Genomic DNA, 20430 nt, shown 5'->3' on the forward strand with positions numbered 1-20430 from the left:
AAGAAAGATTAGAAAGATTCATGTCCTTTTCATCGCTTGATTCTATTTACTTTTAAAATAAAAAACGCACTCATCCCTAGACAAGGGACGAGTGCGGTCGTGGTGCCACCCTATTTTCATAATGCATATTGATAACACATTATGCTCATATACGATAACGGTCTCCCGATTATGGATACTCTTAGATTTCCTTTTCCCCATAATAGCTCAAAGGTGGTAAGTCATTCTCTATTCTTCAGGGCTTCCAGCCATTGACCCTGTTCTCTAATAAGAATATCAAGAAAGCTCATGTCCTTTTCAAAGCTTTTATAAAAATACATTTTAGTAAATATTTGTTTTTAGAATTATAGGATAGAAATTTTTAAAAGTCAATAGGCAAATGGGACAAGGGGTCGGGTTTACTGTCCCAGTTACAGAAGTGGGGAGATTAAGCGCATTAAGGATTCTAAAATCCGCTTCCGAATGCTGCGTTTTTGAAAGTCTTCCCAACGAACTTCTGTAGATACTCTAAAATCTTGTTCGAAATCACGTTTGATACCTACAACTGCTGTAGATTCGTATAGTATGGCAATAAGCTCGTAATTAAGCTCAAAGCTGCGAATATCCATATTTGCAGTTCCGATTGTTGCGATTTCATCATCAATCAGTACAATCTTTGCATGCATGAAACCATCTTTGTAGCGGTAAATGGAGACACCCGCCTCTAGCAGTGGGGCAAAGTAAGATTGGGAGGCTTGATCACTAATCAAACTATCGCTTTTACCTGGATAGAGAATACGAACGTCAATTCCAGCGATTGCACTTAACCGCAATAATGTTAATGTTTCTTGGTCTGGAATAAAATATGGTGTAGCAATCCAAATTGATTTTTTTGCCGATCCCATCGCCGCTAATAAAGCATTACGTATGCTTGTATCATGTGAACTCGGTCCGCTTGCAACAATTTGAACAGCGCCTTCAGCATCTGGAACACCATCATTAGGAAAATATTGTTTTGTTAAATATGGTTCCCAGGAATAAGAGTTTAAACCACTAGAAGCATAAACCCAATCTTCAAGAAAAATTGCTTGTAGTTTATACAGTGCCTTCCCTTCGATTTTTAAATGACTATCTCGCCAAACAGGAAATTTTTTAGATCGGCCAAGGTATTCATCACCAACATTAAGTCCTCCAGTAAAACCAATTTTCCCATCCACAATGACAATTTTACGATGATTACGATAATTTACTGTTTCGAGCAGCCAAGGTGAAAGAATGGAATCGAACTCAATGACCTCGATGCCTGCTTCTTTCATCGGTTTTAGGAAACGTTTTCGCAAAGAATAGCTCCCAAGGCCATCATATAAAAATCGCACGATAACACCTGTTTGTGCTTTTTTAATTAATATATTTCGAAGCTTTTCCCCTATTTCATCAGATCGATAAATATAGTACTGAATATGAATATGATGCTGAGCATTTTCGATGGCTTTTATTATTTCTGCAAATGTTTCTTCTCCATTGGTCAGTAGCTTAGTTGTCGTCTCGTTTGCGGCAGGGCCGCCACCAAATTTTTGTACAACTTTCATAAGTTGGACCGATTTCTCATTCTGTACAGAAGGGATTACTGAATTGATTCGTGTTGCTCCTAATATTTCACGAAATATTTTTCTTCGTTCTTCTACACGATGCAAATGTTTTTTTCGTCTCCAACGACTTCGACCAAATAAAAAGTATAATAATACGCCGACTATTGGGAGCAAGGCCAATACTAAAAACCATGCAAGTGTACTTTGTGGCGAGCGATTTTCTATAAAAATAACGAAAGCAATTGCAATAATGGTGATAGACCATAATACGCCCAGAAGAGTATATAACGATATGAAGGATTTATTTAGGAGAGAAATAATAATCGTCATAACTGTAAAAACAAATAACAATTGAATGATCCGATTTTTCATATGAATGAAATTCACCTATGCTTTCTTATATTTGTAATATTGCCATCTTGAGGGAATTGACAGAAATACTCTATTTATAGATATTACATAACAATTATATGTAAATAAATTTATTTACATATAATTTTATCTATAAAAAAGTTGATTTTCAAAGCGTTATTTCTTCCCTTACAAAGACAGGCAAATAGATAGCATGGATTTAATCAAGGATGCGATTTCCATTATTGGATGTTTACTTTTATATGGAATTGGAGAATAAAAAAACAAAATATATTTGTTTTACACTATTACCAAGTGATAGCATCAAAAAGTTAAAGTTAGGGGTCTGTCGAAATCCCTAACTTTAGATTAAATGTCTTGTGTCACAATCATTCACTTTCATTAAAAGAATACTCTCTAATCACCTCACAAATCTGCACATGGTAATTGCTGTACCATGTATCTTTTCCTCTTTGTTGTGCTGCTTTATGCTTCGAATTTTCTTTCCACTTTTGAATCGCTTCTAGGGATTCCCAATAGGAAACTGTAATACCGTGACCTTCAGAATCTCTTGAGCTCTCAACATTAATAAATCCAGGTTGCAATTTTGCTAACTCTTCCATTCTGTCTGCCATTCTTGTATACCCTTCTAGATCTTGTTCACTTCTTTTAGAAATAAAAATTACTGCATAATATTTATTCATTATGTAACCTCCTTGAAAAATTGTTTCTATTGATTGTCGGCATTCAACACTTCGACTATAATCGAAATATGGATGTAGAAAGGGTGGTAAAAATGAGTATTAATCCAAATATTGCAGAAGTTGTTTCCCTCCTTGGAGAAACATCACGCGCATCGATCTTAACAAGTTTAATGGACGGACGTTTTCATACAGCTAGTGAATTAGCTTTTATGGCTGGGATAACACCTCAAACAGCCAGCTTTCACCTTTCTAAATTGGTGGAAGGACATCTGGTTAATGTTGAAAAACATGGACGCCATCGGTATTATCAGTTAGCCAATGAAGAAGTTGCACGTATTTTGGAATCGTTACTTACAATTTCTCCACCTCCAGAAGTGCGCTCATTCAAACAATCCAGCCAAGTAAAGTTAATTCGAGAAGCAAGAACCTGTTACGACCATTTAGCAGGCAAATTGGGAGTTAACTTAACCGAATCAATGGTGGACGCTGGTTATTTGAAAAAAGAAGAGAAAGAATTTGAAGTTACACCGAAAGGAGAACAGTTCTTTACTGATTTCGGTATTAACTTAGATGAATTAAAAAGAAAACGCCGTTCATTCTCTCATGCATGTTTAGACTGGAGTGAGCGTCATCATCATCTTGCTGGTGCACTAGGTCACGAGCTTCTTTCACACTTGTTTGATTTAGGCTGGATTGTTCGTGTTCCATCTATTCGTGCAGTAAAAGTCACTGATAAAGGGAAAGTAGGATTTAAACAAGTTTTTTATTTACATGTCTAATTTGAGAAAACCACCATCTTAGTACACAGATTAAAATCATTTAAGAGGTGGTTTTTCCATATAGCTACCAAACTATAAAGTTCTTTTAACTACATTACTTTTCTGCTGGAAGTTACTATTTACAAGATAAATACCGATAATTATAAATAAGCCGCCAGCTATGAGCGAAGGATATAACGGTTCTCCTAATAGTAACCATCCAGACAATACACCGAAGAAAGGTGCCAAAAATAAAAATGCACTCGTCTTACCTGGATCACCCTTTTGTAAAAGATAATACCATACAGCAAATTGAACAATAGAAGACATTATACTTAGCCAAAATAGAATGAATAATGACTTTCCATTCAAACTGAAAACTGGATTTTCAAGAATAAAGCTCCCAAGTAAAAGTATTAAACCACCAAAAAGCATCTGATACGCTGATAGAACCCATGTATCAAAAAACGCTCCCCATTTTTTCGCTAATAACGTGGAAATCGCCCAAAAAACTGCAGAAAGAATTCCGAAAAGAATGCCGATCTTAAATTCAATTTGCGCCCCCATTGTGATACCTACCCCTACTAGTCCTAAAAGAACACCAATCCATTGATAAAGTTTATAGTGTGCTTGTGAAAAGATCGTACCAAATACAACCACCAGTAACGGGTTAGTGAATGTAAGAATTGAAGATTCACTAGCTGAAATTGTTCGAAGACTTAAAAAAATACATCCCATAACACCTGCTGTTTGGAAAGCACCAATGATCAGCATTTTTATCCAGTTTCCTTTGGACTTTGGGTGCGGTCTTTTTAAAGCGATCACGATTACTCCCATTATGATTCCGGCAATTGTAAAACGTAGTCCTGCTAATAGCAGAGGAGATGAATAAGGTAATCCAATCTTAACTACGGCAAAAGAAGAGCCCATTAAAAATGTTGTTAAAAGCAGCAGCAATGTAAATTTAAATTTATTCATTTTTTATCTCCCTTAAAATAATAATCCAAACTATGGCTATTATAACTGCTGAATAATTCAACATTTATCGAAATATGGAATGTAAAGAGAGATATTTTGGATTCTGATCAAAACTTGAGTCTCAGCACCTTTTCACTTTCTACCTGTATAAGTCTTTAGTAACCTACCTGGACTAACAAAAGTAATATTCTCTACTTTTCCTCTTATGTTATGAAACAAGTTTCTTCTTATTGGCAAAACTAATAGGAGAAAGCAACTCGTACATAGTGAAGGGAAGAGAGTATGCGCACTCTAGCATGGTTTATCACGAAAGCTTATAAATATATTATTGTTACTTGGGTTGTGCTTGTAGTAGTAATTGCCTTTTTCGCTGTCCGTCTTCCATCGATGCTTAAAGGCGATGGGTTTCGAATGAATGGTGAATATGCAGCAGTAACGGAAATCGCTGCAAATACATTTAACATGCCTATAGAAACGATGTTTCTTGTTTTCGAACAAGTGAAGGATGAAAAAATAGAGGAGATCCTTAATAAGATTGAAAAAATGGGCGTTACATCCCAGATTACTTCTCCATTGGAGGATTCTTCGTTATATAAAAAACATCTATCTTATGCATTGCTTCAATTTAATGATGAAGATGCAGATATGTCGAACATTGTAACAAATATACGTGATGCTATCGGAGATGAAAAGGGAATTGTTTTAACTGGTGCACCTGCGATTTCAAAGGATATTAATACAGCAAGTCAACGGGATCTTATGATTGCAGAAGCGATTGGTCTTCCAATTGCTATTATTGTCCTCTTATTTTCATTTGGAACTGTCATTGCTGCATTTATCCCGCTAATGATCGGTTTAAGTACGATCATTGTGTCGTTTGGGATATTAACAATTTTAGGGGATCATGTGGACCTTTCTATTTTTATCCTTAATATTATTCCGATGCTCGGTCTTGCATTAAGCATTGATTTTGCTTTGTTGTTTATTAGTCGCTATCGTGAAGAACGAAAAAGGTCAACATCACTTGAAGCTGTCTCAACAACAATTGGAACAGCAGGACGGTCGGTTATCTTTTCTGCCTTTTGTGTGTTTATTGGACTTGGAGCGATGCTGTTCATTGAAGTAGATATTTTCCAAAATATTGCGATTGGTGGAATGATTGTAGTGGCGATGGCGGTGATTAGTTCCATAACGTTACTGCCTTCTATTTTAATCGTATTAGGTGATCGAATTGATAAATGGCAAGTATTAAAAATAAAACAAAATGACACGAATCATTGGCGTTTGTTCGCAAATGGCGTAATCAAGCGACCAATCACGATTACTGTAATAGCGCTCATTTTATTAGGAATTGCCCTTATCCCAGCTCGAAACATGAAGTTAACCATCCCACAAATCGATTCATTGCCCATTTCATATGATTCTCGCCAAGCATATGAATTACTTGAGGATGAATTTGGACTTGGAGAAAAATCCTCTGTTTATGTCGTTGCGACACGTGAGAAGGGCTGGCAAGATTTAGATGGCTTAAAGCAAATAAAGAAATTAGAAGAGAATTTTTTAAAAGATCCACTTGTAGACAAAGTGACAACCATCTTTTCACTAAGTGGAATAAACTCGCCAATGGAATGGGAACAAGCATGGACAGCTCAAGAGAGGAAAGCAGCTCTTAAACCCTTATGGAACTCATTTGTAAAAGATGATCAGCTATTTATCCCGGTAACGCTAAAAGCTTCAGCTGCTTCAAACGAAGCCCAAGATTGGGTTCGTCATTTATCAGAGAAGGGAAACTCATTTGACCTTATTGTCGGAGGTCAGCCAAAATTTAATCAGGAAATATTCGATGAGATCGCTAATAAAATTTGGCTCGTTCTCACTGTCATTATTGTTTCAACCTTTTTCATTTTGATGATTGCTTTCCGGTCGATATTGATTCCCATTAAAGCAATATTGATGAACATCGTAGGATTATCTGCGACGTTTGGGATTCTCGTCTACATTTTCCAATACGGCCATTTTGGCTTGTCGCCAGGTACGATTGCGCTTATTATTCCTGTCATCATCTTTAGTCTTGTGTTTGGCTTAAGTATGGACTATGAGGTGTTCCTTATTTCGAGGATGCAAGAAGAGTATGCAACCTCATTAGATAATGATCGTGCCACGGTGGAAGGACTAGCGACGACGAGCAAAATTATTACATCCGCAGCACTCATTATGATTGTTATAACAGGTGCCTTTGCCTTTACAGATGTTATGCCCGTAAAACAGATCGGTGTCGGGATTGCTATCGCTGTCGCCATCGATGCGACCATTATTCGTCTTTTACTCGTCCCAAGCTTAATGAAGCTATTTGGAAAGTGGAATTGGTGGCTTCCTTTTAGAAAAGGACCATATAAAGCAGGAGGGTGGCATTAAAATAACTTTTATAAGGCTCAATTTGTGAACTTTTTGCTTTCGAATCGATATCTTAACCAAACTAGCTTGTACCTATATAGATTTTAAAATTTTTCACGAAAAGATGCCCAAGAATCCTAGAATGCAATTACCCCTACTTTCGAAAGTAGGGGTATCTTTTGTTCTTCAGTTTCATTTATTTTACATTTATAATTCCATTTTTACTTAAGAGCTCTACTTTATTTGCTCCATCACCAATGCTGCCTTCTTTTGATTTCTCAGTATTATTTTTTCTATTAAAATGATCCAAAGCAACAGTAATATCTGATGAATCACTATTAGCAGTAAGTGTCAATGAAGTGGGAGCTTCTTTATAAGTGACAGTGATATCTCCTGATTTTGTTTCGATAAATAATGATTCTCCTTCTTTTGTATCTTTGATTGATACTTCCCCATCTGTTGAAGTGATTTTCATCTTAGGACTTATCACACTTTTCATATAAATATCACCTGCAGTGGAATCTACAGTTAATTCCTTTAACGAACTATGATTTAATTGTACTTCCCCATCTTTTGATGTAAACTTCCCCTTGTCAGCTGATAGTCCTTCAATTTTTTCACTACCAGCTTCGTTTAAAATGACAATGTTTTTGGTCGTTACATCCTTCATTTTTATATCGCCATCACTATTATTTAAAGTAATAGTATCTACTCCATTCTGCGGAATGGAAATCAATATCGTCCCCTTCTTTCCGAAGCTGAATCCTTGACGCCCTCCTTTTTTGTCTTGCTGTTTAACTATTATTTTATTTCCATCATTTTCAATTGTTACAGGATCTTTCTCTTTGTCTAGCTGTTTTCCTTCAGCAGCAATAGTTATTTTTTTGGATTCAGTATGTTTAAACTCAACATCCCAAGATTCATTATTTATTTCTATTTCATTAATACGATCTACTGCGAAGGATTTTTTTATTTCAACATTCTTTTTCCCCACATCTTTAATGCTGCAAGCTGATCCACCAATTGCAATAAGTACAATAGTAATAGCGGCTAACGTTTTTTTCATTTTATATTCCTCATTTCATTTTAAGCTTCTTTAACATCCATTAGTTTGCATCCAATTTATCGATTTTCCGGAAAGAAAGATACCCAATGATAAGACCTAATAGACAGAATCCTATTGGTACCCCGATGAATTGAAACAAACTAGTTTGACTACCTCCATTAGAAACAGTTGCGTTAATTAAAAATCCAATTAATACTGCTGAAGTAATGGTTGCAGCATTCGATTTTTTCCTCATCCCAAAATATAAAGGAATCAGACTGATTCCAGCCATCATAAATGCAGTAATGAGGATAGTTGGAAGTGTAGAAATGATTTCGCTAATACTAACAGGCTTTTCAAAAAATCCTATAATTGGATTTAAAAAGTAGACTAATATATTGATAATACTAGTAGCAATAATTATGCTAATAAAACAAAATATAAAGACAATGGATAATTTAGCTAGAATTAATTTTTTCCGTTGCAATGGATATGTAAACAATAATTGAATCGAATTACTCCTGTATTCATCAATGACTAAACGTGATAAAATAACCGCTGAAAAAATGATGAATACAATTCTAATAAAAATATTTGTTAATGACATGTATTCAAAATAATCCGGAAACATTGGATCGTTCTGACGTTCAGAACCCCATCCCATAAGACCAACAGCCGCAAAGATAGATATAATACAAATGGTTAATCCTTTAAAATAACTAGATAAGCGGTTTTTCTTCCATTCTAGTTTCATCAGTTTAAGCATGTTGCTCACCTCCATTAATAAGATTTAAGAAGTACTCTTCCAAATTGTGTTGCTTTTTTTCCATTCCGTTTACGATGACTTCATTCATAATTAATTCTTTATTGATTTGAGAATGAGAGGCATCTTGGTCAAAAATCCGAATCATATGATGATCTACTTTTTCATACTTTTTGATTCCTAAATGATCTTCTAATACACGTAAAGCTTTATTCAAATTGTCTACTTTAATTTCAAGATACTCGACATTTTCCTTTCTGATTTCTTCCATTTTCACTTCTTTTAATAATTTCCCTTTATGAATAATGCCGATGGTATCTGCTATCGATTCAATCTCTGAAACAATATGACTAGAAATTAATATCGTAATTCCATATTCCTCTTTTAAAAGCAGCAGAAGCTCCCGAATGTCTTTAATACCAATTGGATCAAGTCCATTGATAGGTTCATCAAGAATAAGAATTTCTGGTTTTGTAACAATCGCTCGTGCAATCCCTAATCTCTGCTTCATCCCTAATGAAAATTCAGGAATTTTTTTATGCTCCACACCGGTAAGACCGACAATTTTCAAAGCTTCATTGATTGCACTTTTATCATGAAAATCATAGTATTCACAATGCAGCTCTAAATTTTCCTTTGCTGTCAGTCGGTCATAAAACACCGGGTATTCAATGATGCTGCCTATTTTCTTTAAATATTGATAGGATGTTGTTAAAACAGGTTTATTCAAAACGGTGATTTCACCGGAAGAGGGTTTTACTAAATTTAAAATCATTTTCATAATGGTTGTTTTTCCAGCACCATTCGGGCCTAAAAAGCCATAAATTTCTCCTTTGTTAATATTCATATTTACATTAGAAACGGTTTCAGTTCCCTTAAATGTTTTACATAAATGATTGATTTGAATGACTGTTTCCATTCTTATTTCCTCCTGCTTCCCTCAATGAGTTAAAATAAGCTTATTGATTCATTACATTAAGCTTATTAAATGAAAGTAAAATCAAAGTAAACTCTATGGAAAATGCATGTAATATTTTCATAGGGAATAATAAATAAGCTTGGATTGGGTGAAATGAGGGATAATTAAAATGGAATCTGCAAAAATATTAGTAGTAGATGATGAAATCGGTATATTAAAATTATTAGAAATTACACTTAGAAAAGAACATTTCATCAATATAGACACAGAATCAACTGGAAAAGGTGCGCTGCAGCGGATCAAAGAGAATACATATGATATTATTTTGCTTGATATTATGCTCCCAGATATAAGTGGATTTGAATTATGTACAGAAATAAGAAAAAATACGAATACACCCATTATATTTGTTAGTGCGCGTTCTACAGACTTCGATAAATTAACAGGGTTAGGAATAGGTGGAGATGATTATATTACAAAGCCTTTTAATCCTTTAGAAGTAATTGCTAGAATTAAAGTGATCCTTCGTCGTCAAAAAATGTATGAAAATTCACAACAACAGAACACTTTGTATGATTATGGCTACTTCACTTTTAATCTTGAATCTGCAACTTTAATAGTTAAAAATCAATACATCGAATGCACGGCGAAAGAACTAGAGTTACTTCATTTCTTTTGTAAAAATCCGAATCGTATTTTCACGACTGCGCAGCTTTATGAATTTGTATGGGGAAATGATGTTTTTGGGGAAGAAAAAACCGTTACGATCCATATATCCAAGCTGCGAAAAAAACTTGGTGATGATACTCGGAAACCAAAAATTATTGTAAATTTACGAGGAATTGGCTATAAATTTATTCCTCCAAATGAGGCGTTTCCATGCGAATAAAAACAAGATTTACGCTCCATTTAGCATTAGGACTTGTCCTTTGGATGCTTGGAACTGGGCTCAGCATTATTTTAATTCTCCAAGGCCTTCTTCCCTTATTCCATGTTCTTATTGGTACAAATACTGAAGGTGTATTGGTAGGATGGATTTTTGCTGCTAGCGCCCTTATTTGTATTGGCTTATTTGGCTGGTATTTTGGCGGTCCAATTGGGTTCATAATGGTTTGGATTCATCAGCTCTCTCATGGCACCTACAATCAACCTGTAAATATGAAAAAAGTTAATAACCGAAAAGGAAAGCTTCGGATGCGCTACCGTCTGTATAAGGAGGTGCTCCAACACCTCCAATCATTAGCCGAGCAATTACAAGCGAATGAAATCGAGCGAAAAAAAATTGAACAAGCGAAGCAAGAGTGGATTGCGGGGATTTCACATGATTTAAAAACACCTTTGACTTATATCACAGGCTATTCAGCACTATTATTAAATGAACAGTATGAATGGTCAAAAGAAGAGGCTCATTCCTTCATCAAAGAAATTAACGATAAAGGGAACCATATGGAAGACTTAATACAAGATTTAAGTCTTGTGTTACAGTTAAATCACGCTGACGGAATATTCCCTTTAAATAAGTCGAATCAAGACTTAGTAGAATTTACAAAAAGGGTTGTTGCAGACATTAGTAATAATCCACAAGCAAGGAACTATAAACTGCACTTTAAAACGGATATGCCTGTCATTAATGTTGAATTTGATCATAAATTCATGCAGCGTGTTTTACAAAACATTCTAATGAATTCAATTCTTCACAATCCTGAACCAATCGATATCTATACACAGATTTCTGATAATGATGAGAAAGTAATGATCCGCATTATGGATAATGGTGTTGGCATGCCCTCTCATATAGTCGACAATCTATTTCAACAATATTACCGAGGGACAACAACTGATATATCCTCTGATGGCACTGGACTTGGAATGGCAATTGTCTATAATCTTGTCCGTGCACACGATGGTACAATCTCTGTTGAGAGCGAACCTTCTAAAGGGACATCATTCGAAATTATCTTACCGAAAAAAGAACGTCATCGATGAAAAAGTACTTCCAACAATATTTTAGTACCAACTGATGGTGAATCATATTCATTTTAAAGCTCATGAAAATAAATAGCTCTTTTCTGAAACATTGTTGCTTTCTGCAACAAAGTAAAAATCGGCAGTAGGATTTTTACGGTTATTTACTACTTTCATAATGAGTATGGGATGATGAAAAGAGCACGAAGCCTATTTATTTAAGGATTAGAGCTATTTACGAAAAGCAACAATCTATGCGAAAACAGCCAAATAAATTACATAAACAAGAAAACAAGAGGTTCTACGTGGCCTCTTGTTTCTATTTCTCTTCTATTTAGTTGATTTCCTGTAAGCCTATATTAAATTTTTGTTCCAAAACAAGCTGACTCATCGTTCAAAGACTTTGTCAATTTCCCTCTTAAACTTTCTAACCATTGAGGCTCATTATCCCATTTCTGTTCTATTGACTTTAATATACGAACATATCCATATAAATTGGCAAAACGTTTACATGCTGGTATTAAAGACATCATTTCATCTGAAATTTCATACTCAGTACGATAGCCATCCATAAAGCAGGAACTTTTTTGCTTAAACATTTCGGGTGGAATACAATCCCGCAAGCTATCTAGAGCTTGCACAATATCCATCACATACCAATGATACATAGCATCATCGAAATCAATAGCATAACAAGCTTTAGATACTTCATCATAAAATACATTGTCATATTCAAAATCATAATGAATCAAACCGAAATTGCTCTTGGTAATAGGAACTGAGTCAAAATAATCTTGTAATAACTGCATTTCCTTTAATGCCAATTCTTCATCTTCAAAATCGAGTAAACTATGATGAATCCAATTTAACACATCACGATATGACCATCGTTTATGTGTCGTAGGTTTATACTGGCTGGATAACTGATGAAGCTTCCCTAATGCTTTTCCATGACTAAAAACGATACGATCACTTAAATCAGTCTCGCTTATTTGTACTCCTGGCACCCGTTTAAATACGGCTGCAAAGTATGCGCCCCAAGGAGTTTGTGCTTCAACAAGCTCCCCTCCCTTTTTTGACAAAACCGTTTCTAAAACTCCATACTGCTCTGAACGTAAATACGAAATAAAATCAAGTTCTGCTAAAATCTGATCTCTGCACTTCTCCGATGTAGGGGAAAATCTTAATAATTGTGTCTTCCCTTGGAACTGAAATGGGTAAATAGCATTTGAGGATATTCGATAATACTTGAACATATCCATTGACCCTTTATCAAATTCCCAATTTTTCAATAGCATTTCTGCCAGATCCACATTGTCAAAAAGATATTTTAATTTTAACAACTGCTTTCAACTCCTCATTATTCTTTTTATTACATTTTTCGAAGAATAACTGGAATTAAATATAAGTGAAAGCATTTTTTCGAAAATAAAAAAGCCAACAGGGAACTAGCATAACCCTGTGGCTTATAACGTTCATATTATGAAAAGCTAATGCTCTCAATTGCCATACCCTTTTCGTAAATCAGGCTAATCCGAATGAGTGAGTGGCAATACATTTAAGTCCCAAGGTTATCTTCATTAAATTAGTCATTGCGCTATCTCACTCCCTTCCTGAATGTTACGAAAATTATATCAATAGTATTGATTTAAGTCAATCTATGTTTTTTTCTGTTTTACAATAAATAATGCTAAACCACTTAAGATGAGAAAAATCCCTACTCCTTGCTTCAGAGAAATCATTTCGTCCAAAATAAAATAAGCAAGAATACAAGTTCCAATTACCTCTCCTAATATACTCATAGATATTACTGTGGTACTCATCCATTTTAATAGCCAATTAAAAATCGTTTGTCCAAATATGGTTGCTATTAATGCTAATCCAAGAAAGGACCACCATGTTTTTGAGGAATAATCGATAAAGGTTACTCGCTGACTAAAGGCAAAAAAACTTAAAAATAATGCACTGCTCGCATAACCAATAATTGAATATGGTACTAGTGATAGCGTTTTGCGAACATACTGACCAACGAGGAAGTAAGCTGTAATAAGTCCTGCCGCTATAAATGCTAAAATATCACCTATTACCGCCTTCCCACTGATCTGAAAGTCTTGCCAACCAATGACAACGCTACCTAATATAGCTATGATACATCCTAATATCGCACCTTTACCAATACGTTCTTTAAATAAAATATAACCACCCACTATCGAAAATAGTGGTTGTAAAGTGACAATTACTGTCGAACTGGCAACAGAAGTATAATTCAAAGATTCAAACCACAATGCATAATGAGCTGCTAAAAATACTCCTGATAATAGTCCAAGCCCCCATTGTTTCCTAGACAACGAATGTAATTCTTGCAAGTTTTTTTTACTTCCTAATAAAAGTGGCAAAAGGATTACTGCTGCAAAAAACATCCGATAGAATGCTGTAATTACTGCAGGTGATTCTGCCAATTTCACAAAGATTGCCGAAGTAGATAAAGCAAATACACCAAAAAATAAAGCCGCGTAAGAAAAAAGCGGTGATTTCAATCCTACACCCCCAAATCATTTGTTTACAATAATAAAAAGAATCCAATATAATTTACAAGTATAAAATTTTAATACAATTAAATAAAGTAAAATTATCCCTGTTTAGAATGTCAGCACAAAAAGGATTAAACATACATTATTATGGAAAGGAGCTTTACTATGATCAATCATCGCCTTGGTCAAACGGTATTAAGCTATCGTAAGAAAAACGGGATGACCATTCGTGAGTTCGCCGATTATTCTGGAATCAGTACTTCGCTCATTAGCCAAATTGAACGTGGACAAGCAAATCCTTCATTAAGTGTATTACAACTGATTGCGCAAGCATTAAACGTTCCGCTCTTTACACTCTTTATCAATGATATTGATACGGATTCACTCATTTCAAGAAAAAAAGACCGCAAGAAAGTGTATCGTGAAAATAGTGACCATATTGTCTATGATGTGTTAACGCCAGATTTCATGAAAGCACATATTGAACTTCTAATGATGGATTTAAATCCACATGCAATCACTACCGCAAGCCATTACTCACACGATGACCAAGAAGAAATTGCTGTCGTCATGAAAGGGCAGGCATATGTTGAACTGGAAGGCACTGAGTATTTTTTAGATGAAGGGGATGTCGTAAGAATTCCTCCAAATGTAAAACACAGATTTTTGAACAAAAGTGATGAATCGAATCATATACTATTCGTACTAACTCCTTCGCTAGTTTAACAAGCTGATTTCTCATGTAAAACTGGAAAAAACAGAGTGACTTCAAGTAAAAAAAGAACCGCCCAAAGTCGATCATTCATCCACTTTTGGGCGACCCTTTATTGTTCATTCATAAATGGCTCTCTTTCCCTAACACGTTTATCTTCTTACCTACCAACTGCTTGAGATTATCAATATTGACCAAAATGGTGCCAATAATAATGATGATTCCTCCTATCACCGACAAAAAAGATATACGCTCATGATATAACACCGCTCCCAGACAAAGGGCAATCAACGGTGAAATATAAAGCCAAGTAGATGGAAACACCGGATTAGTTCTGGCTACAAGCCAATAGAAAATTGTGTGTGCCACCATGGATCCAGCGATGATTAAATATAAGAGCGATAAGATTGAATTTGTTGTCAGTATGGAATTTATATGAACGTTTTCTGTAAATAAAGATAAAACAAGAAGCATAGCACCTCCATATAACATTTGAGCTGCATTCAAAGCAATAGGAGATGTATCTTGAAATCGTTGTATGACTCGACTGGAGTAAACAGCGCCAGCAGAATAAAAGATTTCACCTACCAAGACAGCCAGACATCCAATCATCCAGAAACCGCTAAATGATGTGTTCATCATACCCGGCAAAAGCAGTAGGATGACACCTGCAAAACCTACTAGACAGCCTGCTAAAGAACGAATGGGCAGTTTTTGACGAGAAATACCAGTCTGAAGCAATAGAATCATAAGTGGTCCAGTTGCCGATAGAACTGCCGCTATGCCAGAGCTCAAATATTGTTCAGCCCAATATAATGTGGCAAATGTCCCGAAGGTTAATCCTAACCCGGTCAAGAGCATTTCCTTCCGAAGTAAAAGCGAAAACTTTGCTTTTCTTTTCCACACCATCCATAAAAAAAGGATGCAGCCTGCCACTAAAAAACGAATTCCTGCAGAGAAAAAAGGCGGTGCCCCAGCATCTACCCCCACTTTTATTGACAAAAAAGTTGTTCCAAATATAAGACACATGACAACATAATTGAATAAAACCATTTCTAGACCTCCTTATCGTTATTTTGATAGGAGTAGAACAGTACCCTTTCTATTCCTTCTCATTATCATCATAAGCGATACAGAACAGAACAGTTTTAAATTAACAGAACAGATTTCGAATTCATCATGTATAATGGCATGAAAGGAGGGTCTTTATGAAGAAAAAAGTTCTCTCAAATGTTCATTCAGATAAGCTTTATGAACAAGTCTATGACTATCTTTTAGAAAGAATTAGACGTGGAGAATGGAAAGCACACGCAAAGCTTCCTTCCATTCGAACGTTAGCTGCGGAATTCGATGTACATCGGTTAACAGTCTTTAAAGCTTATCAGCAATTGAAACTCAACAAAAAAGTATATGTAAAGGATAAATCCGGATACTATGTGATGCCTGACAGAATGCTGCTAATCGATTCTCAACATAATCCAATTGTTTCTGCCTGTGTGCATGAAAGCAGCCTCTCCGAAATACATCAAGTCCAGGCGGATTATCAATTTTCCAAAGCCGTGCTTGATCCAAATCTTTTGCCAAATCATTACTTTTCGGAATATGTTAAGAAAGTATTTGATCTATATCCAAAGGTACTAGGTACGTATTCCACCATCCAGGGAGACCTGGAGCTGCGGGAAGCACTTAGCCGCTATTTTACAGATCAGTATCATTTCTACCTGTCTTCAAATGAATTATTGATCACATCTGGCTCACAGGAGGCCATCGATTTGATTGCCAGAGTTCTAATCAAGCCGAGAGATGCAGTTTTGCTTGAGCGGCCAACCTACAGTCCGGCTATCGATGTTTTTAGAAGACAAGGTGCCAACATCATCCCAATTGAGATTCATCCATACGGTTATCAATTGGATCAAGTAGAAGCTCTCATGAAAAAGCACAAACCACGCCTTTTTTATCTCAATCCTACCTTTCACAATCCAACAGGCTATACAGTTCCAGCCGAGCAACGAAAGAGATTGGTAGAGATGGCACATAAGTATCAGTGCCTGTTGGTAGAGGATGATTCTTGCCCAGATATTTATTTTGATGAAAAACCTCCCCTGCCGTTTTTTGCCTACGATACATCAAGTTGTGTGATCTATATACGCAGCTTTAGTAAATACATTGCTCCTGGTTTAAGCATTGCCGCAGTTGCATGTCGACCATCTATCATGAAATATGTATTAAAAGCTAAATCATTATCTGACAGTGGGACACCCTTGTTAAATCAGAAAATCTTTTTGCATTATTTCTTTTCAGAACGGCTGCAGCAGCATTTAGAGAAGCTGCGAATCGCTCTAGAAATTCGCAAGAACATTATGGAGGAAGAATTATCTGTTAGCGGCTGGGAATGGTCATCTCCAAAGGGAGGTTTTAATTTATGGATCAAGCTTCCAGAGTCGATCTCCATGGAAAGGCTTCTTGAAAAAAGCATAGAGCAATCCATTTCCTTTGTACCCGGTTCTATCTTCGATCCGCTTAAGGAATACAAATCATGGATCCGTATGAGCTATTCCTATTTGAACGAACACCAATTACGTGACGGTTCGAAACAATTTGTTCGTCTATTCCGATTGTTGTCTCCACCTGAAAAAATATAGGTTACAAGACATGAATAGGAAGATGAAAACATATCAAATTACATAAGGGGCTATCCAATAATTCGATTTATTAACTTTTGGATGCCCCTTTCCATATTCAGAAATGCTGATATATCAACTTCCCGTTTTTTTATTATTAAGGAATTTTCCTGTCCACTAATCTTAACTACATCAAAGTCTGGTCTTTGAAGAGTAAGTTCTGCTCTATGCCGGTTTTACAATCAGAACCAGCAATCGGCTCTACTGATAAAATGGTTGCTAAATAATCTAGTATCTTCACAAAATAACAAACATCTAAACATTACATTTCATTTGAGCAGATTCCAGCCCAGACAAAGTTTTTCGGTCTAAACAATAGCTGATATAGGTCAGCAATGAGGCAACGACCGCAGCAATCCCCCCAAACCAGGAAACATCAATAAGCTCCATATTCGTCGTAACAAATCCCCCAAGACCTGATCCAAGCGCTATTCCAACATTTACAGATACAGGAGTCAATGATGAAGCTAAATCCTTTGCTGAAGGAAAGTGTTTATCTGCTAAATCTATAAAATACAATTGCATAGTAGAGTTCATCGTATAAACGATTAGGGCAATGAAGGATATGTTAATTAGTCCCCAAACTGTCGAGCTAGAGGAAACATAAAATAACCCGAGAATGGCAGCTTGAATAAGAAAGACATAACGAAGCTTTCCAATTCCATTGCGGGTTGCAAATTTCCCGCCAATTAACGTGCTGAAGATAGATACGACTCCGTAAAGTAAAAATACAAGGCTAATAGATCGTTCCGGGACAGACAGCACGTCAAGGAGTAGAGGGGTTAAATACGTATATAAGGTATATGTCGCTCCAATGCTTAAAGCAGGAATAAAGAATGCTATTACAATACGCGAATTAGTTAATAATCCGATTTGTTTTTTTAAAGAACTCTTTGTCCCCTTTAAACCTTTAGGTATGGTAGCTGAACTTGCAATCAGCGATATAATTCCCAATAGAGAGGTAAACCAAAAGGTCATACGCCAACCGCTTAATTGTCCAACATAGGTACCAATAGGCACCCCTATTACACTAGCAATTGTAAAACCCGTAAAAATAATCGAAATAACAGGTCCCCTCTTTTCGGGAGACATTGTATCACTGGCGACCGACATTGCGAGCGCAATTAAAACTCCGGTAACAATGGCCGTAATTATTCTAGAAACAATAAGCAGCTTATACGATTCGGATAAGGCAGTTAAAATATTCCCTGTAATAAATATCATGATTAAAATAAGCATTAGAGGGTACTTTGAGAACCGGCTGAATACAGCAGTCAAAATAGGTGTACATATTGCAAATGATATAGCAAAAATCGATACGAGAGCTCCCGCTGTTGATATAGAGATATTTAAGTCGGTTGATACTTCACTCAACAGACCAACAATGACAAACTCACTCGTTCCTAGGACAAAGGTCAATAAAAATAAATTTAAAGTCAAAAGCTTTTGTTGCTTAGTCAAAGCAGATTCTCCTCCCATGCATCTTCAAAATCAAGCTCTTTCAACGGCAATCTGAACTTCCGCAATGTACGATTCCGGATCGCCTAATTTTTCATGAGGAATGCAGATTTCACGCCTAGGCTCATTCTCTTTCATTCGATATCCATTTCTTTCGATCCATACCGCTAACTCTGTACTTGCAGTGCATCTTCTTGTTGTCGAACAATGATGGACAAGCGTAGCCATCATCGGAATTTCCGGCAACCGTTTTACAATAAAAGGAGGGCTACTCGGCATATCATGAGTCAGCAAACGAGCCACTTCAATATCAACGTCGTCCTCGTATTCTTCACAGCCATGCCAAAGAACCATTTGGGATAAGGAAGATTGTCCAGAGTTTCCTATATGAGCATCCAACTGTTGGAAAAGCTCAGGAATTTGTCTAAGCGACGCTTTTTTACGATAAGATAGTACGAGTTGCGACTTAACTTCTTTTACGACAACATTAAGTGAACTTAAATCTTTCCCCTCATTCTCGATGTTAGACAGACTTTCCTTGATTCGCATAAGTCTAGCCTGTTCCTTATCCAGAATAGATTGAATCTCGTTTTGCTTGATCCGAAACATCCCCCTGATTTGTTCAAGAGGAATATTCTCTCCCATCATCTGGCGAATTTGATCCAACGAAAAACCCAATTCTTTAAACGCCAAAATACGATGGATTTGAAACATTTGGTCAGCCGAGTAATACCGGTATCCTGTAAATTTGTCGGTATGAGCAGGATTAAGCAAATTCAATTGGTCATAGTAACGCAGTGTTTTAACGGACACTTGACTAAGCTTTGAAAACTCGCTGATTTTAAACATCGCCCCATCTCCTTGCATGAAAATTTCTGTTATCCTATATTTCCTTTACCGAGTATATCTTTCCAGTTTAGGGGAGAGTCAAGAGAATTCCAAAGACATGGCTCAAAATATTCCATACACAATCAAAATTTTGGGAATGAATTTGTATAAATGTAATTAAACTAGCGGGAGCAAGAATTTAAATTCCCGCTGTTGAGTAGTAACACAAGCTGAAAATAATTTCATTTCTCCATTGACTTTTTGTATACAATTGTATACGATGTGAATATATCACTACGTATACAATTGTATACAAAGAAAAGGAGTTTTTTCATGAGAAACGAAGAATACAGAGGTCATAATAAAGACAGACATCACCGTGGTGAGGGTCACAAACGAAAAGATCATCAGCGTGGTGCAAAAACGTTCCGCCGAGGAAGAGCATTAGCATTTTTAGAAATGATGAAAGTAAAACGTTCTACACTAAAACAACAGTTAGAATCACCAGAACTCCAATCTATTAATCCAATTCTAGTCGGTGAATTAAAAGCCGTTGAAATGGTCATCAACGAGTTTGTTCAATTATTTGAGCTTTATGAATTCGAAACAATGGAAACAGAGGGAAAACAAACGGAAGCGGAAGAAGTCGTTGCAGAAGAAGATATTTCTGAACCTACTACTGAGTCTCTAAACAACAATGAAAAAGAAACTGACTGATTCCATATCAGTTCCACCAATTCTTAGCTTGATAAAAATGACAAGAATTTTTAATATG

17 protein-coding genes, 1 pseudogene and 2 other annotated features (1 of these 20 only partly in view) are annotated in these 20430 nt (G+C 36.0%); of the genes and pseudogenes, 7 read left to right on the top strand and 11 right to left on the bottom strand.

The genetic code is table 11. The features are described from left to right. Positions 1–42 (bottom strand) — a binding site (T-box leader); it reaches 188 nt to the left of the window's first position. Between the two features lie 38 nt (positions 43–80). After that, positions 81–310 (bottom strand) — a binding site (T-box leader). Positions 311–410: 100 nt separating this feature from the next. Together ACQKP0_RS03505 and ACQKP0_RS03510 are read right to left on the bottom strand one after the other, a co-directional pair. Continuing rightward, positions 411–1940 (bottom strand): cardiolipin synthase, encoded by a 1530-nt coding sequence (locus ACQKP0_RS03505; protein WP_427404419.1) that lies wholly within the window; start codon positions 1938–1940, stop codon positions 411–413. 368 nt (positions 1941–2308) lie between these two features. Then, entirely contained in the window at positions 2309–2644 is a 336-nt protein-coding gene (locus ACQKP0_RS03510) for an antibiotic biosynthesis monooxygenase family protein (protein ID WP_427404468.1), read from the bottom strand. Between the two features lie 71 nt (positions 2645–2715). Here ACQKP0_RS03510 and ACQKP0_RS03515 point away from each other — a divergent pair, with 71 nt between their 5' ends. Then, positions 2716–3402, top strand: a complete 687-nt coding sequence (locus tag ACQKP0_RS03515) for an ArsR/SmtB family transcription factor (RefSeq protein ID WP_427404420.1) — start codon at positions 2716–2718, stop codon at positions 3400–3402. Positions 3403–3474: 72 nt separating this feature from the next. Here ACQKP0_RS03515 and ACQKP0_RS03520 read toward each other — a convergent pair whose 3' ends face one another. Then, positions 3475–4359: a DMT family transporter gene (locus ACQKP0_RS03520; RefSeq protein ID WP_427404421.1), complete on the bottom strand. Its 885-nt coding sequence runs from the start codon at positions 4357–4359 to the stop codon at positions 3475–3477. A gap of 282 nt (positions 4360–4641) precedes the next feature. On the opposite strand from ACQKP0_RS03520, the gene ACQKP0_RS03525 reads away from it, so the two are divergent. Next, positions 4642–6774: an MMPL family transporter gene (locus ACQKP0_RS03525; protein WP_427404422.1), complete on the top strand. Its 2133-nt coding sequence runs from the start codon at positions 4642–4644 to the stop codon at positions 6772–6774. A gap of 175 nt (positions 6775–6949) precedes the next feature. On the opposite strand, the gene ACQKP0_RS03530 is transcribed toward ACQKP0_RS03525, so the two are convergent. The 3 genes from ACQKP0_RS03530 to ACQKP0_RS03540 are packed head-to-tail and all read right to left on the bottom strand — an operon-like array spanning position 6950 to position 9480. Beyond that, positions 6950–7819: a DUF4097 family beta strand repeat-containing protein gene (locus ACQKP0_RS03530; RefSeq protein WP_427404423.1), complete on the bottom strand. Its 870-nt coding sequence runs from the start codon at positions 7817–7819 to the stop codon at positions 6950–6952. Positions 7820–7859: 40 nt separating this feature from the next. Continuing rightward, on the bottom strand, positions 7860–8564 hold the full coding sequence (locus tag ACQKP0_RS03535) for an ABC transporter permease (protein WP_427404424.1): 705 nt from the start codon (positions 8562–8564) through the stop codon (positions 7860–7862). Then, positions 8557–9480 carry an ABC transporter ATP-binding protein gene (locus ACQKP0_RS03540; RefSeq protein WP_427404425.1) on the bottom strand — a complete coding sequence of 308 codons (924 nt, stop codon included), beginning with the start codon at positions 9478–9480 and terminating at the stop codon, positions 8557–8559. The genes ACQKP0_RS03535 and ACQKP0_RS03540 overlap by 8 nt, the downstream gene beginning before the upstream one ends. A gap of 169 nt (positions 9481–9649) precedes the next feature. Between ACQKP0_RS03540 and ACQKP0_RS03545 the strand changes: the two genes are divergently transcribed. After that, positions 9650–10369, top strand: coding sequence for a response regulator transcription factor (locus ACQKP0_RS03545; RefSeq protein ID WP_427404426.1), 720 nt, complete (start codon positions 9650–9652; stop codon positions 10367–10369). Continuing rightward, positions 10360–11466: a sensor histidine kinase gene (locus ACQKP0_RS03550; protein ID WP_427404427.1), complete on the top strand. Its 1107-nt coding sequence runs from the start codon at positions 10360–10362 to the stop codon at positions 11464–11466. Before ACQKP0_RS03545 ends, ACQKP0_RS03550 begins: the two co-directional genes overlap by 10 nt. A 338-nt stretch (positions 11467–11804) precedes the next feature. Here ACQKP0_RS03550 and ACQKP0_RS03555 read toward each other — a convergent pair whose 3' ends face one another. Further along, a complete protein-coding gene (locus tag ACQKP0_RS03555; RefSeq protein WP_427404428.1) occupies positions 11805–12788 on the bottom strand; it encodes a phosphotransferase enzyme family protein in 984 nt (327 codons plus the stop codon). Positions 12789–13103: 315 nt separating this feature from the next. Next, the gene (locus ACQKP0_RS03560) at positions 13104–13982 is read right to left on the bottom strand and encodes a DMT family transporter (protein ID WP_427404429.1); all 879 of its coding nucleotides are present in this window, start codon (positions 13980–13982) and stop codon (positions 13104–13106) included. A 107-nt stretch (positions 13983–14089) separates the two neighbouring features. On the opposite strand from ACQKP0_RS03560, the pseudogene ACQKP0_RS03565 reads away from it, so the two are divergent. Further along, positions 14090–14702 (top strand): annotated as a pseudogene (locus ACQKP0_RS03565) (helix-turn-helix domain-containing protein). Between the two features lie 109 nt (positions 14703–14811). On the opposite strand, the gene ACQKP0_RS03570 reads toward ACQKP0_RS03565, so the two are convergent. Then, on the bottom strand, positions 14812–15741 hold the full coding sequence (locus ACQKP0_RS03570; RefSeq protein WP_427404430.1) for a DMT family transporter: 930 nt from the start codon (positions 15739–15741) through the stop codon (positions 14812–14814). Between the two features lie 155 nt (positions 15742–15896). Here ACQKP0_RS03570 and ACQKP0_RS03575 point away from each other — a divergent pair, with 155 nt between their 5' ends. Further along, complete coding sequence (locus ACQKP0_RS03575) at positions 15897–17330, top strand: PLP-dependent aminotransferase family protein (protein WP_427404431.1); 1434 nt, start codon at positions 15897–15899, stop codon at positions 17328–17330. 294 nt (positions 17331–17624) lie between these two features. Here the strand turns inward: ACQKP0_RS03575 and ACQKP0_RS03580 are convergent, their stop codons facing one another. Both ACQKP0_RS03580 and ACQKP0_RS03585 read right to left on the bottom strand, forming a co-directional pair. Then, the gene (locus tag ACQKP0_RS03580; protein WP_427404432.1) at positions 17625–18830 is read right to left on the bottom strand and encodes an MFS transporter; all 1206 of its coding nucleotides are present in this window, start codon (positions 18828–18830) and stop codon (positions 17625–17627) included. 30 nt (positions 18831–18860) lie between these two features. Then, positions 18861–19676 carry a MerR family transcriptional regulator gene (locus ACQKP0_RS03585; protein WP_427404433.1) on the bottom strand — a complete coding sequence of 272 codons (816 nt, stop codon included), beginning with the start codon at positions 19674–19676 and terminating at the stop codon, positions 18861–18863. Positions 19677–19988: 312 nt separating this feature from the next. Between ACQKP0_RS03585 and ACQKP0_RS03590 the strand changes: the two genes are divergently transcribed. Then, complete coding sequence (locus ACQKP0_RS03590; protein ID WP_427404434.1) at positions 19989–20372, top strand: hypothetical protein; 384 nt, start codon at positions 19989–19991, stop codon at positions 20370–20372. Positions 20373–20430: the final 58 nt, after the last annotated feature.

The sequence above is a fragment of the Heyndrickxia sp. NPDC080065 genome (assembly GCF_050281185.1).
GTDB lineage: Bacteria > Bacillota > Bacilli > Bacillales > Bacillaceae_C > Heyndrickxia.

Excerpts from the sequence above, each read along its gene's own strand:
- ACQKP0_RS03505 (WP_427404419.1), bottom strand. The coding sequence starts at position 1,940 with ATGAAAAATCGGATCATTCAATTGTTATTTGTTTTTACAGTTATGACG.
- ACQKP0_RS03515 (WP_427404420.1), top strand. The coding sequence starts at position 2,716 with ATGAGTATTAATCCAAATATTGCAGAAGTTGTTTCCCTCCTTGGAGAA.
- ACQKP0_RS03520 (WP_427404421.1), bottom strand. The coding sequence starts at position 4,359 with ATGAATAAATTTAAATTTACATTGCTGCTGCTTTTAACAACATTTTTA.
- ACQKP0_RS03525 (WP_427404422.1), top strand. The coding sequence starts at position 4,642 with ATGCGCACTCTAGCATGGTTTATCACGAAAGCTTATAAATATATTATT.
- ACQKP0_RS03530 (WP_427404423.1), bottom strand. The coding sequence starts at position 7,819 with ATGAAAAAAACGTTAGCCGCTATTACTATTGTACTTATTGCAATTGGT.
- ACQKP0_RS03535 (WP_427404424.1), bottom strand. The coding sequence starts at position 8,564 with ATGCTTAAACTGATGAAACTAGAATGGAAGAAAAACCGCTTATCTAGT.
- ACQKP0_RS03540 (WP_427404425.1), bottom strand. The coding sequence starts at position 9,480 with ATGGAAACAGTCATTCAAATCAATCATTTATGTAAAACATTTAAGGGA.
- ACQKP0_RS03545 (WP_427404426.1), top strand. The coding sequence starts at position 9,650 with ATGGAATCTGCAAAAATATTAGTAGTAGATGATGAAATCGGTATATTA.
- ACQKP0_RS03550 (WP_427404427.1), top strand. The coding sequence starts at position 10,360 with ATGCGAATAAAAACAAGATTTACGCTCCATTTAGCATTAGGACTTGTC.
- ACQKP0_RS03570 (WP_427404430.1), bottom strand. The coding sequence starts at position 15,741 with ATGGTTTTATTCAATTATGTTGTCATGTGTCTTATATTTGGAACAACT.
- ACQKP0_RS03575 (WP_427404431.1), top strand. The coding sequence starts at position 15,897 with ATGAAGAAAAAAGTTCTCTCAAATGTTCATTCAGATAAGCTTTATGAA.
- ACQKP0_RS03585 (WP_427404433.1), bottom strand. The coding sequence starts at position 19,676 with ATGTTTAAAATCAGCGAGTTTTCAAAGCTTAGTCAAGTGTCCGTTAAA.
- ACQKP0_RS03590 (WP_427404434.1), top strand. The coding sequence starts at position 19,989 with ATGAGAAACGAAGAATACAGAGGTCATAATAAAGACAGACATCACCGT.